At 30.7% G+C, this 15,082-nt stretch carries 15 protein-coding genes; 1 reads left to right on the top strand and 14 read right to left on the bottom strand.

Annotated elements, in window-relative coordinates; genetic code table 11:
• Positions 1-21 precede the first annotated feature (21 nt).
• From CPAL_RS03355 to flgB, 6 genes are read right to left on the bottom strand one after another with little or no spacing between them, the layout of a single operon-like run.
• Positions 22-783: a FliH/SctL family protein gene (locus CPAL_RS03355; RefSeq protein ID WP_106024105.1), complete on the bottom strand. Its 762-nt coding sequence runs from the start codon at positions 781-783 to the stop codon at positions 22-24.
• On the bottom strand, positions 767-1,780 hold the full coding sequence (gene fliG, locus CPAL_RS03350; protein ID WP_106024136.1) for a flagellar motor switch protein FliG: 1,014 nt from the start codon (positions 1,778-1,780) through the stop codon (positions 767-769). Before fliG ends, CPAL_RS03355 begins: the two co-directional genes overlap by 17 nt.
• A gap of 8 nt (positions 1,781-1,788) precedes the next feature.
• Entirely contained in the window at positions 1,789-3,354 is a 1,566-nt protein-coding gene (gene fliF / locus CPAL_RS03345) for a flagellar basal-body MS-ring/collar protein FliF (RefSeq protein ID WP_061857316.1), read from the bottom strand.
• A gap of 17 nt (positions 3,355-3,371) precedes the next feature.
• On the bottom strand, positions 3,372-3,692 hold the full coding sequence (fliE, locus tag CPAL_RS03340; protein WP_061857315.1) for a flagellar hook-basal body complex protein FliE: 321 nt from the start codon (positions 3,690-3,692) through the stop codon (positions 3,372-3,374).
• An 11-nt stretch (positions 3,693-3,703) separates the two neighbouring features.
• On the bottom strand, positions 3,704-4,135 hold the full coding sequence (gene flgC / locus CPAL_RS03335) for a flagellar basal body rod protein FlgC (protein ID WP_106024104.1): 432 nt from the start codon (positions 4,133-4,135) through the stop codon (positions 3,704-3,706).
• A 1-nt stretch (position 4,136) separates the two neighbouring features.
• Positions 4,137-4,541 carry a flagellar basal body rod protein FlgB gene (gene flgB, locus CPAL_RS03330; protein WP_106024103.1) on the bottom strand — a complete coding sequence of 135 codons (405 nt, stop codon included), beginning with the start codon at positions 4,539-4,541 and terminating at the stop codon, positions 4,137-4,139.
• 358 nt (positions 4,542-4,899) lie between these two features.
• Here flgB and CPAL_RS03325 point away from each other — a divergent pair, with 358 nt between their 5' ends.
• Positions 4,900-6,918: an RCC1 domain-containing protein gene (locus CPAL_RS03325; protein ID WP_165815340.1), complete on the top strand. Its 2,019-nt coding sequence runs from the start codon at positions 4,900-4,902 to the stop codon at positions 6,916-6,918.
• 37 nt (positions 6,919-6,955) lie between these two features.
• Here the strand turns inward: CPAL_RS03325 and CPAL_RS03320 are convergent, their stop codons facing one another.
• From CPAL_RS03320 to CPAL_RS03285, 8 genes are all read right to left on the bottom strand, one after another.
• Positions 6,956-8,830, bottom strand: coding sequence for an Ig-like domain-containing domain (locus CPAL_RS03320; RefSeq protein WP_106024101.1), 1,875 nt, complete (start codon positions 8,828-8,830; stop codon positions 6,956-6,958).
• Positions 8,831-8,844: 14 nt separating this feature from the next.
• Positions 8,845-10,179 (bottom strand): Ig-like domain-containing protein, encoded by a 1,335-nt coding sequence (locus tag CPAL_RS03315; protein ID WP_061857310.1) that lies wholly within the window; start codon positions 10,177-10,179, stop codon positions 8,845-8,847.
• 31 nt (positions 10,180-10,210) lie between these two features.
• Positions 10,211-10,993, bottom strand: coding sequence for a cohesin domain-containing protein (locus CPAL_RS03310; protein ID WP_133241819.1), 783 nt, complete (start codon positions 10,991-10,993; stop codon positions 10,211-10,213).
• Between the two features lie 231 nt (positions 10,994-11,224).
• A complete protein-coding gene (locus tag CPAL_RS03305; protein ID WP_106024099.1) occupies positions 11,225-12,046 on the bottom strand; it encodes a flagellin N-terminal helical domain-containing protein in 822 nt (273 codons plus the stop codon).
• Between the two features lie 58 nt (positions 12,047-12,104).
• The gene (locus CPAL_RS03300) at positions 12,105-12,437 is read right to left on the bottom strand and encodes a hypothetical protein (RefSeq protein WP_061857307.1); all 333 of its coding nucleotides are present in this window, start codon (positions 12,435-12,437) and stop codon (positions 12,105-12,107) included.
• Between the two features lie 35 nt (positions 12,438-12,472).
• Complete coding sequence (msrA, locus tag CPAL_RS03295) at positions 12,473-12,958, bottom strand: peptide-methionine (S)-S-oxide reductase MsrA (protein ID WP_106024098.1); 486 nt, start codon at positions 12,956-12,958, stop codon at positions 12,473-12,475.
• A gap of 325 nt (positions 12,959-13,283) precedes the next feature.
• Complete coding sequence (locus CPAL_RS03290; RefSeq protein WP_106024097.1) at positions 13,284-14,195, bottom strand: UDP-3-O-(3-hydroxymyristoyl)glucosamine N-acyltransferase; 912 nt, start codon at positions 14,193-14,195, stop codon at positions 13,284-13,286.
• The gene (locus CPAL_RS03285) at positions 14,188-14,625 is read right to left on the bottom strand and encodes a hypothetical protein (protein ID WP_106024096.1); all 438 of its coding nucleotides are present in this window, start codon (positions 14,623-14,625) and stop codon (positions 14,188-14,190) included. Before CPAL_RS03285 ends, CPAL_RS03290 begins: the two co-directional genes overlap by 8 nt.
• Between the last annotated feature and the right edge of the window lie 457 nt (positions 14,626-15,082).

Here is a 15,082-nt window from a genome sequence, read left to right as displayed (position 1 = left end):
GCTATTTTTGTTCTTTCTCTTCTAACTTGTTTCTATAATTTCCTTAACCTTTTTCATAGCCTCTGTTACGCTTACTACAATTTTCCCATTTTCCCTTTGAATTTCTGCTTTTCCTTCTTCTAAATTATCATCTGGTACTACGAAGACTTCTCCTCTAAATACACTTCGATTTTTCCATATCTCTAATTTTTCTTTTAAATCTTCTATATAAACACTGTTACACCTTACTATTATAGTTTTAGACTTTTCAACTGTTTCCATAGCATCCAGCACCATGCTTGTTATTCCATCTTTATCTTTAATCTCTCTTTTTAGTATGGATTCAGTAATTGATATTATTAGACTTTTTATATCTTCTTGTTTTTCCTTCATATACTTTATGTATTCCTGCTTTGCAGAATATAAAATTTTTTCAGCATTTTTTTTAAGAACTTCACATTCCTTCTCTGCTCTATCTTTTACTTCTTCATAATAAATGTTTGCTTTTGCAATTCCTTCTTCACGCCCAGACATTTCTCCTTCACTATAACCTTTTTCATAAGCCTCTTGCTCAATTCTTTGAGCATCGCTATGGGCAGAAACTAAAATTTCATCCCTTTGTCTCCTTGCATTTTCAAGTATTGCTCTTGCCAAAGCCTCATAGCTTTCCATAAAACTCTTAGCTTTTTTTTCTTCAAGTTCTTCAATTTCCTCATTTTTTTCAATTACATATTCTGTATTTATCTCTTTCTTTCCTTTTTCTATAACACTGTGGTTCTTTATAACCTTATAGGATGATAGCATCTTCTCCACCTCTCGATAGGATTATCTCACCTGCATCTTCAAGTCTTCTTATGATGCTAACAATTTTCTGTTGAGCTTTTTCAACATCCATAAGCCTTACAGGTCCTAAGAATTCAATATCTTCTTTTAAGGAAGCTGCAGCCCTCTTAGATTGATTTCTAAATATGCAATTAGCAACTTCTTCCGAACAGCCTTTTAATGCAAGAGCAAGATCTTTTGATTCTACTTCTCTTAATACTCTCTGTATTGAAATATCGTCTAGAGTAATAATATCTTCGAATACAAACATAGATTGTTTGATTTTTTCTGCAAGATCTGGGTCTTCTCTCTCTAAGCCCTCTGTAATATTCTTTTCAGTAGTTCTATCAACTTGATTTAATATATCAACAAGAGTACTTACTCCACCAATAGTTGTCATATCTGTCCTTACTACAGAGGATAACTTACTGTTTAGTACCTTTTCTATCTCCTTTATAACCATAGGCGACGTATTATCCATAGAGGCTATTCTAAAAGCTACTTCTGTCTGTATATCCTCTGGTAACTCCCCTATAATCTGTCCAGCTTTATCTGGCTGAAGATAGCATAATATCAGTGCTATAGTCTGAGGATGTTCATTGGATATTATATTTAATAGTTGATGAGCATCTGCTTTTCTTGCAATTGCAAAAGGTCTATATTGCTGAGTAGCTTCGGTTACCTTTTCTAAAATTTCATTCGCCCTTTGACTTCCAAGAGCTTTTCCAAGGAGAGTTTTGGCATATTCAAAACCTCCTTCTAATATGTAATCTTTTGCTCTATTCATTTCTACAAATTCCTTCAGTATTTCAGCTCTTTGTTCTTGTTTTACTGCTGTAATATTTGCTATTTCATAAGTTATTTTTTGTATTTCGGAATCCGTCATTCTTTTAATAATACCAGAAGCAATTTCTGGGCCTAGGGTTATAAATAGAATGGCTGCTTTTTGCACGCCTGTCAACTTGTTTTCTTTTGCCATTCTCGTCATCATCTCTCATCCTCCGCCATCCATGCTTTAATAATTTCTGCAACCTGTTCTGGCTTTTCAGTTGCATATCTTTTAATCTCTTTTTCAATATGTGTTTTCTCATCCTCTTCTTCAAAGTCGATTGGAGGAAGCGGTTCTTTTGGAGTAATATTATCACCTATAAGCATATCTATTCCTTCTATCTCTTCTTCCATCTTTGCTTTTCTAGCTTTTCTTAAATATATTAGGATTATTGTAAGCAATGCTATTGCTGCAGCTCCTCCTCCAATACACTTATACACGAAAGACTTTTTCTTAGCTTCTTCTTCAGCAGCTAATCTTGCCGCTTCTTCCTGAGCCAAAGCATCAGCATCATTATTAAATTTCATTCCTTCTATACTTATAATATCTCCTCTAGTCTGATCATAGGATATAGCAGCAGAAACCAAGCTATTTATTTTTGCCTTTTCTATATCACTTAGATTTTCATCATTAACGGTTACAGAGGCCGAAACTCTTTTTACCTTACCTGGTGCTGATATAACTTTTTCTTCTATTTTGCCTACTTCATAATTTCTAGTCTGCTTTTCCTGGCTTGATTCTACAGTATTCCCATCAGCATCAGTATATGTATTAGAAAGATTATTATCTACAGGTCCAGAACTAGTATTACCTCCAGTTGTAGCATTTGTACTTTTTTCAGTTTGTTCACTTCTAACAACATTATTAGGATCATATACAGTTGAAGTCTTCTCAGAGGCATCAAAATCAGCATCTACATCCACAGTCACCTTAACTCCACTTCCATATTTAGGTGACAATAGTGTAAGTATCTTCTTTTCATACTCTTTTTCCAAATTCTTTTCATATTGCTGTTGTTTACTTGTGGCAGATTCAATATCAGTATTTTCATCCTCTAATAATTGTTCGCTAAGATCGGAAGTTTTTCCGTTAATTACTCCAATAATCTTTACATTTTCCTTTTTTAAATTTTTTACACTTCCAGTTAAGAGAGAAACTATAGCTTGAACCTGATCTTTTGTTATATTTTTACCTTGTTCAACTTCTAATCTTACAGATGCTTGAGCAGGTTCTGCTTCTCTTAGAAAATTGCTGTCTTCTTGCATAACTAAAAACACATTAGCTTGTTTGACTTCTGGAAGAGATTTAATAGTCTTAGCAAGTTCGCCTTCTAGGGCCATCTTATACTTTAAATTTCTCTCCTTATCAGTCATACCAAAAGCGCTAGTATCTTCTAAAAGCTCATATCCCTTACTGCCATCTGTAAGCTCAGGCGCTAGTTCAAGTCTAAGTTCAGAAACATTTTCTTCTGGAACCTTTATTGTATTGTTCTCCACTACGTATTGAATTTTCTTTTCATTCAGTTTACTAAGAACCATTTGTGCATCATTTGGATCTATATCACTGTATAAAACTCCATATTTAGTCGTATTTAAATATATAATTATGTATACAAGGGCTGAAATTAAGCCTAGAAAAAGGATACAGAATGCGATTTTCTTTCCTTTACTCAGCTCTTTAAACTTCCCAACAAGTTTATTAAAACCTTCCTTTATTTTGTCCATTTATCTAGCACTCCTAACTACACCTGCATTCTATTTATCTCTTGGTAAGCCTCCAACAATTTATTTCTTACCTGTACTGCTAGTTGAAGAGAAAGTTTAGCTTCTTCCGTCTTTATCATAACTTCATGTACATCAACATCTTCGCCTTTTATAAATTGTTCTGTTGTTTTCTCTGCTTCCAGTTGCTTTTCATTTACTTCTTCTAGTTTATTCTTTAATGTTTCTACAAAACTTAAACTAGCATTTTCACCTATGTTTTCTGTATTTTTATTCTTAGCTTCTTCAAATCCAAGATTAGAATAAATTGTAGTACTTGGTATAAAATCATTGATTTTCATATGTCTTTCTCCTATCTACCTATTTCTAATGCTTTCATAAACATATTTTTTTCTGAATTTATAGCAGTTACATTAGCTTCATATGCACGAGTAGCCGCTATCATATCTGCCATTTCGTTTAAAATATTTACATTAGGCATTAACACATAACCTTCCTCATCTGCATCAGGATGAGTTGGATCATACACCCTTCTTAACTCAGAATTATCTTCTATAATACCTACTGCTTTTACTCCGTTAAGCTTATTTTCATATGTATTTGTGTTTTTGTTTAACTCCTGTTTTAAATTTTCCTGAAAAACTGCAACCTTTCTTCTATAAGGTTGTCCATTTTCTCCCCTTGTAGTAGAAACATTAGCAATATTTGATGCTATAGTGTCCATTCTCAATCTTTCTGCTGAAAGACCGCTGGAACTTATTCTAATAGAACTAAAAGCGCTCATACTACTTTCCTCCATTTATTACAAATCTTTTAAGGGATAATCTGGAATTCAACTCTGTAATTAAAGCATTATACTTTAAATTATTAGCAGCTAAATTCGTCATTTCGTTATCTATATCTACATTGTTTCCATCTATTCTCATACTATTTGATTCATCCCGCTTAACACTAATTTCGCCATATTCTTCATCACAAGTTATATGTCTTTCATTAGTAGTTTTAAGGCTTACATTGTCTTTAACATCTTGAAGAGTTTCTTCAAATGTAACATAATGCCTTTTATATCCTTTGGTATTAACATTTGCTATATTATTAGCTATTACCTCTCCCCTAGCAACGGATGCATCAAGGGATTTTTTTATCAAGTTATAAGTCTTGTCGCTTTCTGATAAACCCACCATTTTCATTGTACCATCTCCCTTTTTCTTATTTATGCATTATTCATCATAATATATGTAAATTCTTTTTAATACTACCTCATATGTTATGTTATACCATAAATTTGTTATATCTTCCACAATTTTTTTCCATGCATTGACAAATATATTGCCAATTAATACTTTATTATTAAATTTAATACTTTATTAATATTTATTATACAATATTTTTTTATTATTTAAAACATTTTTAAACAATTTTAAGTTAAATTTTTTATAGACACTTAAATTATAATTAAAACTCTCTTTTTTAATCATAACTATAAATATAATTTAAATTTGAACGATAAAAATATAATAAATAAAAAATATATAAGGAGGTATGTACTTGAAAAATTTAAAAAAAATATCTTTTGCATTTCTTTTTCTTACAGCTTTTACTATATTATTTGATATCAACGCTTATGGAGCCACTAAAAGAAAAGTACAGCTTGCTACAGGAGAAAATCATTCTCTAATTTTAAATTCAAACGGTACTATTTACTCTTGGGGCGCAAACAGCTTTGGTCAACTTGGAAATTCTACAGAAATAGATAGTTTGAAACCTACGCCTGTTGAAGATAAATTTGGAGATGAAGATATTATTTCAGTTGCAGCTGGTGCTTTTCATAGTATAGCTTTAAGCGACGATGGAAACCTGTGGGCCTGGGGTTGGAATATGTATGGTCAACTGGGAGATGGAAGCCAAAAAAATAGAAATACTCCTAAAAAAATTAATTCTATATCCAAAGTAAAGGCTGTTTCAGCTGGCTATTCTCATACTATAGCACTTAAAGATGATGGTACAGTTTGGGCATGGGGGCAAAACGATTCAGGCCAACTTGGAAACAATTCAACTAAAGATTCCAGCTATCCAGTACAAGTTTATGGCTTAAAAAATATTGTATCAATTTCCGCAAATGGTAAACATAATTTAGCCTTAGACTCAGATGGTAACATATGGTTCTGGGGTGAAAATTGGGGTGGCCAGCTTGGTGAATTGTTTTCCAGCATCAAGATACCTAGGGCATTAACCCTTCCAAAAGATAATGATGGAAATAATCTGGTTCCAGCTTATATATCTGCAGGAAAATATCATTGCATAGCACTAATGTTTGATGGTTCTGTATGGACTTGGGGATTTAATCCTTTTAATGATTTAGATAGCTCAACTTCAAATCCGGTAAAGGTAGAAGGATTGGATAATGTAATAAGAATATCTGCTGGAAATGATTATAACTTAGCACTAAAAAGAGATGGCAGCCTTTGGGCTTGGGGATTAAATGGATTTGGACAACTTGGAAATGGTACTAAAGAGGACAGCAGCACTCCTAAATTAGTAGCCATATCTAACAATATAGATAGTATATGTGCTGGAAACTCATTTAATTTAGCCTTAGATAAAAACGAAAACTTCTTTTCTTGGGGATTAAATAAATATGGCCAACTTGGAGATGAAACCACGGAAAATCGTACAACGCCAGTTTTATTAAACTTAACCGCTGTAAAAGGTATTTCACTAAACGAAAAGAAAATAACTGTATCCGTAGGTTCCTCTTATAGACTCTTCGCCACTATAACTCCTCGTAACGCTTCAAATACGGATGTAGTTTGGAGTTCTTCTAAGAGTTATATAGCAAGCGTGGATGATACCGGAAAGGTAACTGCACATTCTCCTGGAACTACAACAATTACAGTTAAAACTTTAGACGGAGGATATACAAGCTCCTGTGAAGTAACTGTTCCCGTTCCTGTTAGCGGCATTAGTCTTAGTAAAAGTTCAATCACTCTTATATTGAATAAAACTAATTTTGATACAGATACTATACATGCTACCATATATCCTTCTAATGCAGATAACAAGGAGATCATATGGTCATCTAGTAATCCTAATGTAGTTAGTGTGGACTCAAAAGGAGTAGTAAGAGCTGTTTCTCCTGGAAAAGCTGTTATAACTGCAAAAACCAAAGATGGTAATTATAAAGATACAGTAAATGTAACAGTTACAGACGAAGGGCTACCAGAATGGAAAACAATTAAAATGTTATATCCAGTGGATATAAATAAAAATTGGAAAATTAATTTCAGCCTTCCTCTTTATTATAAAACTGTAACAAAAGAAAATATATATATTAAAGATGAATATGGTAACAAAATAGATACAGAATTATACTTTGTAGATGAATCCAATAATATTTCTAGTATAAATTCTGATATAACTGCCAGCTCTGTTCTAATAATTCCTAAGAGCACATATGTAAAAGGCAGAACTTACTATTTATATATAGATAATGATTTACAATCTAAAAAGAATAAAACTTTCTTAAAACAAAGAATGAAGATAGAATTTAAAGTAAAAGAAAACTAGCTAGAGAATTTTCTAGCTAGTTTTCTTTTACTTTAAATTATTTTATAAGGTTATATGGTGAGAAGTAAGGGTAAAATACACCTATTCTATCAAGCTCACTTAATGGTATTTGTTCTATAATCTGTTGCAGTGAAGTAGGATCCTTCATCAAATCATAAAATGATATTGTTGTACCAAATATAGGTGATATTTCCGGAACATAATCACTCTTAAATTCAGCACCAGGTGCTCCTTGAAGCTTGAAAGATCTTCTTTCAAGTATTTTACCATAGGAATCATATGCATATACCTCTATTGTAGATATGTCTGCATTTAATCCAGCAAAAGCCACAGAGAATTTATCATTAGCACCTCTATAAACTTTAGGCCTTATTCCTCTATTAGTTACAATCTTCATATAATATACATCCTCATCAGCTTCAATGTCTATATTTGTTAAATTAGGAGCAACCTGCTCATCTGGTATTAAACCGTTTCTATAATGTATAGTTTCAAGCTGTTTTATATAAACTTTAGGAATCTTCACCGCTATATTATGAGTGCTATAATCCCTAAATATTCCATTATTTAAATCTTGGGCTGAAGATTGTAAAAAAGCATTGTTAAAACCATCTATAGTTTTAAATATTATTTTTATTTCTTCATTTTCACAATGTTCTCCTCCATATATGTCCCTAATGGCTCCCGCTTCTATAGTTACAGTATATTTTGTATTAAAGTTTAACATTCTATCTGGGTGATCTGTGTCAAAAGTGATTAATAAATCCATTCCATTTTCACTTATTTCAACATTATACCTTAAATCTGGATGATATGGAGTTCTATCTATACTTATTTTGCTTAATATATCAGCTGCTGCTTCTATCCTATCGTCAAAAGATAGTACAAGAGCTTGGTTTACTCCAACACCGATTTTATTTACTCCAATTAAATCCGGAATTTGATATATAGGATTTGTGTTTGCCATATAAAAAGGTGAGCTCTCAAAGTTTACATTATCATTACCTGGATTAAAAAATACATTCACTAATGTAGGCCTTTTTTCAGTATAAAAAGCTACACTAGAAAGTCCTGGCTGGGAAGTAACATTGAAAATCCCTGGAACACCTGAATTATCTCTCATTATTTCATTTCCATCTACTATAAGAACATACTGCTGATTTTCTCTTAAAGGTTTATAATAAATGGTTAAAGTCTTATTTTCTATTTTGCATTCATCTATAAAATCTTCCTTTGTTGACATTTCTAAAAGACGTATGCCTTTCCCTTCATTAACCAATTTTGCATCAGAATCAAAATATATTTTTAACTCTCCTTCTCTATTTGATGTAACTCCTCTTACAACAGATAGAGGATCATTCTTATCTATATGTTCTCCTGAATCTCCTATTTCGAATTCAGTAACTTTAGGAAATGGATCTGTATTAAACCTAATCCCCTTTAAATTATCAAACTCGTAATATTGTCCACCTATCTCCACCATAATATAAACTGAATATTGATGATTTATATTAAGATTTGAAGCTGATATACTGGCAGCAAGAGTTCCTGTTATTTTTTTTGAACCTTTAGAAACATACTTTTTAGTAGCATCGCATTCTTGTGGATTTAAAATAATTTCTTCTACACTTTTTCCTGCTTCATCAGCAATGCTTTTAGGATTTATTTCCCCATTACCATTATCCCATACTAGATAATGTACTTTTCCATCAAATCGATTACTTGCAGCTGAATCTTCAGTAATCTCCATAGTAAATGATGTAGATGTTATAGTAGTAAATTTATACTTTAATTTGTCCACCCTGCTATCTGTTAAAGCAAAAGCTTTATCTATAAAAACTGTAATTGATAAAACCAAAGCAAATACTAGGAAAAAAATAGTTTTTGATATAAATGAATATTTATTTTTCAATCTTTGTCCCTCCCTTATTCATTTGAAGTATCTAGCTTGTAAGTTTTTCTTGCAATCTCATTATTGAATTTATCATAAGATACGATAGTAATCTCAGAGCCTGGTATTAATCTTGGAGTTGCTAAAGTAAATCTAGTTTCTGTTGATAAAGTAGGTTCCCCGTCACTTCCATAATTTACAGGTGGATCATAGTGCATTGGTATTGTAGTTTTTACTAATTTCTTTTTTGAATTGTAAACAGAAGCTTCTATATTAACTGCATATACTTCTGGATCAGCTTCAACTACAATTGAGTGTAAGTCTAATATACCTATATAATTAACCTCTATCTTCTGTATTGGATCTACATTCTCATCAGTATCTGACAATTCTTCAACAACAATAACTTGAGTTTCTATAGATATACCAAGATTTTTTAAAGTTCCTTTTACATTCTTTGTACCTAAGGTTTTTGTATTTACAGCATCCCAAATTACTTCTTCCATTTTAACAGAACCATCTTTATAAGTTACTGCTATAGTAGAAGGTAATTCTGGTGTTTCATTAATTAGCACTTTTATCGGATTAACAATTTCAATAGAATCAATTTGTTCGTCATCATTAGTTTTCTGTCCTACAACAATAACTTCTATAGTAACTGATATACCACTAGTTCCCACTTTACCATTTACAACCTTTTTTCCTAATGTACTTGTATCAACATCTTCCCATTCTACATTTTCTTTTCCAGTTGAATTATCTTTGTATGTAACTGTAACTTTCGATGGTAAATCAGGGGTTTTCCCCTTTTGTACAGTAACTGGGCTTGGTTTTGTTACCCACTTAATATCTGTATCTACTACAGATATTTTAAACTCTCTTTGATAGGTATATTTCTCACCATCTGTAACCTTTATCGTAAAAGTACTAGTGCCTGTTTTAGTTGGAGTACCAGTAATTTCTCCTGTACTAGAGTCCAATTTCATTCCAGCAGGAAGACTTCCTTTTACTTTTGTCCATTTATATGGTTCAGTTCCTCTTATAGCTTTTAGCTTAACACTATAAATTGAATTTAATGCTGCAGATGGCAGTTCTTTATTTTCTATAGCTAAAAGATTTGTTCTTGCTCCTGTAAGATATTCCATCCATAAATCAACATCATTGTCTGTAAGTTCTCCATCTAGGTCTATATCTAAATCTTCTATATCACTAGATCTTGTAATTTTATCTACCCCTTTAAGATGTCGCATTATTTTTAATGGAGCTAATTCATCCTTTTCAACAGTATCATCTGCATAAGCAAGCTTGTTTCCTCCAAGGAAAAGTAAAGCTGAACAAAGCATAAAAGTCATAATTTTTTTATATTTCATTTATTCTTAATACCTCCTTCCTTTTATAATCCTATTTTATTTCAAAATCTACCTTTGCAGGAAACCTTAATTGTTTTCCTCCTTGTGATAAAATCTGCTCAGTTACAGTCAGAGTATATTTGCCTTTTATATATTCTAATTTAGGTGAAACCACAACAGTCTTATTACCATTTTCAAAAGAAAAATCTACAGCAATAGCTTTACCTTTACTATCAATCACTGTAATACTTTGATTATTTATAGTATTTTTGTCTACAGGAAGACTAAAATTAATTTTAAAATCTTTCTTAACATTGTTTACAGTTATAGGATTTTTAGTTCCACCTTTAAATGCACCAATTCTTCCGTCAACCTTTCTTGAAGAAATTTCATTATAGCTATCATCATACATACTTAGATAGCTAATTTTAATAGGTGCTGCCTGTACAGCCTGAAGAGTTCTAAATTTTATTGTAAATAATACACCATTCTCTGAAATTCCTTCTTCAGTTGCCCAAGCGATTTTTATCTTTCCGTTTTTTGCATCTTTCAAATTTTCAACGAGTTTAGCAGAACTTAATAATTCACCTTTTCCCACGTCTTTTGCTTTGATAAAGGCAGGGTCATATTCAAGTTCCATAATTCCTGATGCCATATTAGAAGGGTTACTAACATATACGTTAATAGTAACATATTTTCCCTTACTCTCTTCATATACAGAATTAAGCATTACAACGGTATGATTCGCTTCTGTCGCTTCTACATTCATAAATGTAAATACGTTGAAGCACATCAGTAGAGCAATTATAAATCCTAAAGTCTTATGTTTCTTCATAATATCTCTGCACACTACCTTTCTTATAATTTAATTGTTAAATATCCCTCCTTTAGATTTTTTATAATTAGATAAAAAAATTAACCTATAAAATTTTTATCGTTTTACATGATAAAAACTTTATAGGTATGTATCCCTTTTAACTCTTAGTTTTGCATTTATACTATTTTAAGTTTTAAAACAAAAATAGCCTTACGTAAAAGAAATACTCTACGTGAGGCTTAAGAATTTTTACTTTGCTTTTACATTTTCTAGTATTCTTAAAATCTCTTGTGGAAACTTATTTGATTGAACCATCATAGCATTTCCTGCTTCTATTAATATGTTGTCTCTTGAAAAGTTCATAATTTCTTCTGCTACATCAGCATCCCTTATCTGACTTTCTGCTCCAACTATGGTGTCATGAATTTCTCCTGTTTTATCATAGGCACTTTCAAACCTATTTAATAGGGCACCATATTTACTTCTTTTAGAAATAACTGTATCCAAAATCTCGTCTATTTTATCAAGATTGTCATCAATAGTATTTGTAGTTACATCTATGATATCTAGTCCAATATTATTTGGACTTAAATCAGAAATGGAAATTTCCACACATTCGCCTACATTTGCTCCTATTGGCATCTTTAGTATTTTATTACCTTTTAAAAGTTCTACACCATTAAATTGTGTATTTTTTATAATATCCCCTATACCTTGTTTTAGATTATTTATTTCTTCTTGAATTACTTTTTTATCTTCTATTGTAGCTGAATCATTTCCTGCTTGAACTGTAAGCTCTCTTATTCTTTGGAGCATAGAAGTAATATTATCTAAGGCTCCATCGGCAGTCTGAAGCATACTAACTCCATCTTGAGCGTTCCTTTGAGCCATTTGAAGCCCTCTTATTTGAATTCTCATTTTCTCGCTGCTTGCAATAGCATTAGGATTTTCCTTTGCACTATTGATTTTATAACCTGAGGATATTCTTCTTAAGGCTGCACTTTGCCTTGATACTACTTTATTCTGTTCCCTATAGATATTAAGAGAATTTAAGTTATGCATTAATCTCATATTATCAACTCCGTAATCATAATAATATAATTTATTATCGGAGTTTTTTTGCTTTCCTTTACATATACTCAGTAGTTTTTAAGATTACTTCAAACCTGTCTACAGCTTCCTGTATGGATATTCTATCATTTTTTAATTCTTGATATAAAATATAAAGGCTAGCATTTAAATCTTCATTTATTGTTTTCACTTCAACCATCTTATCGTGTATTTGATCCAACAGTCTTTCTTTTATATCCTTATTATTTAGAATATCTACATTTATAAACTCTATAAGGCTTTCAATACTGTTTCTTATATTCTCATCATAACAAGAAAACTTTATTTTAATTAACTCATTAATCAAGTTGTTCATATTTTTAAGAGATACTTCAATTTTCTTTTCTGCCACTGAACCTTCCCCCCTATGCTTCATACTTAATTCATTTATCTTTTAAGCAATTCCCTTGGAATATGACAATATCCATTTGGATTCTTATCTAAATATTTTTGATGATATTCCTCAGCATCATAGAAGTTTTTTAAATGTTCTATTTCTGTTACAATAGGACTATCATACTTTTCTTGTTCCATATCTTTTGATTTTAATATTATTTTCAGATCATCTTCATCTAAGTAATATATTCCTGTTCTGTATTGTGTTCCAATATCATGTCCTTGTCTATCTTTTATTGTTGGGTCTACTACTTTCCAGTAGGCATCAAGTATTTTCTCTAAAGTAACTATATTCTCATCATATTCTATGTAACACGCTTCTGCAAAGCCAGTTTTGTTTTTACATACCTCTTCATAGGTAGGATTTTCAGTGTTTCCATTAGCATATCCAACCTTAGTGTCCATAACTCCTTCTATTGTATTAAAATAAGCTTCTACCCCCCAAAAACATCCACCAGCTAAAACTATCTTCTTCATATGCTATTGCCTCCGATTTTTATATTTTGCTACTCTTTGTTTTCAATAATAGGCTTTATCTTATATGGCTATTAAATATTCTTTACATATATTTATCGTAAATTCGCGAAAAGAATTAAACACCAAATATTACTTTTATTTTTTATTATACCATATAACAATATGCATGAATAATATATTAAAATGCTATCTGAATAAAATAGAAAGAACACTAGTAACTATTAGTCCCTAGTGCTTTTTCATCCATTCATAATATTTAGTTCTTCTACTTTAGTTATTTCTTGTTCCTATATAGTGTTTTTGAAATTTGAAGAACTAAGCTTACTTATTTTAATTTAATTGCTGGATTACCAGCTACAACAGAATTACTTTCTATATCTTTTACTACCACTGCACCGATGCCAATTAGGGAATTATCTCCTATAATTAATCCATCCCTAATGCAAGAATTAGGAGATATCCAGCAATTTTTTCCTATACTTACACTTCCACTCACTTCACTATTTGCAATAATATACGTACCTTTTTCAATATTACAATTATGAGCTATAAATACATTATCATCAATTTTTACATAGTCTTTAATAATCGTAGGTTCTACAGTTCCTTGACATATACAAGTTAAAGCACCCACTTCCACATTGTTTCCTATATTTACACCACCTAAATGAGGTATTTTATAAGTTGTTCCATCTTCATCTCTTTCCACACCAAAACCATCAGTGCCAATAACGCTATTTTCTTTTATTATACAATTGTTACCTATACTTACATTTTGTCTAATTCTAGCACCAGATTTAATTATGCAATTACTTCCTATAGTAACGCCATGATCTATAAAAGAATATGGTTCTATTATAGTATTTTCGCCTATAATAACGTCTTCTCCAATGCAATATCCATCCATATATGTATATCTTTGAATTTTATTCGATTGGCCTTTTATAATAAAGTCTAATATTTTTGCATACTCTTTTCTCGGTCTATCTACATATAATAAGCAATTATGATCTAACTTAAAAGATAGATCAAATTTATTCAATAAAATAATGCAGTTTTTTACTTTACTTAGCTTTTTTTGATGTTCTTCATTTAACTTATTAACGAAAATTAAAGTATTATCCTTAGGATTATTTATAGATGAAACAGAATAAATTGTAGTATTATAGAGATCATAATTTTTATATTGGGGTATATTTTTTAATAAACTACTATTAAATTCAAATTTTCTAATCATTCAGCCTATTCTCCTTTATATAATTTTGAAAGTATTCCAAAAGTGTATTATTGTTCAACTCTTTTTTATAGGTTTTATTACTATATGAGTTATATACATCAATTCTATTAATATTATCCGCAATTATTCTACTAAAACTTTCCATATAAGATTCTTCTTTTTCTGAAAAATGAATCGGATGAAATAGTACCTGAATTAAATTATTTCTTCCTTTTTTCATAAACTCACGCAAATTCTTTCCTCTAAAATCTTTACAATAATCAGATATATATAAATCAGTATTAAAAAATTCTTTTGAATAGGCATTTTTATATCCTCGAAATTCTGGATATTGATTATGTATTGATGGATTATGTAAACTGATAGTTTTAACCCTAGTACCTATTATATTTTCTATAATACAGCATTCTTTTTCAACTTTATTCTGCATTTCACATAAATCTATATCACCATAAACAATAGGATCAAAATGAAGTCCTATCTCAAATCCATATGATGAAATTCTTTTTATAATACTTTTATTAGTACGCGAACAAATATTATAAAAATCAGATGTAACTAATAAAAAATAAGTTGATGTTATATCAGAGATTTCGCATCTAATTTCCAGTAAAGCTTTTTTCTTTATAGGAAATTAGATTTTTTCTATTTTATTGAAATTTTGGAAGAGAAAAAGGCCGTAGGCCATGTATATAGATACACCTTCCCCCTCCCCATCATAATGAAAAGCTGTATTTCCAATTTTATTATCGACTATGCGGTGTTAAAAATTGGATTAATCCAATTCATAATTATCAACATTTCATCTTTCAAATCTTCTATTATATTTATCTGCAAAAGCCTTTTTTCTCTGAATCCTCGAATGTTTCTAAAAAAGTATAATTGGG

The organism is Clostridium thermopalmarium DSM 5974 (genome assembly GCF_002995795.1).
Lineage (GTDB): Bacteria > Bacillota > Clostridia > Clostridiales > Clostridiaceae > Clostridium_H > Clostridium_H thermopalmarium.
This window is presented reverse-complemented; position numbering and strand designations above follow the sequence as displayed.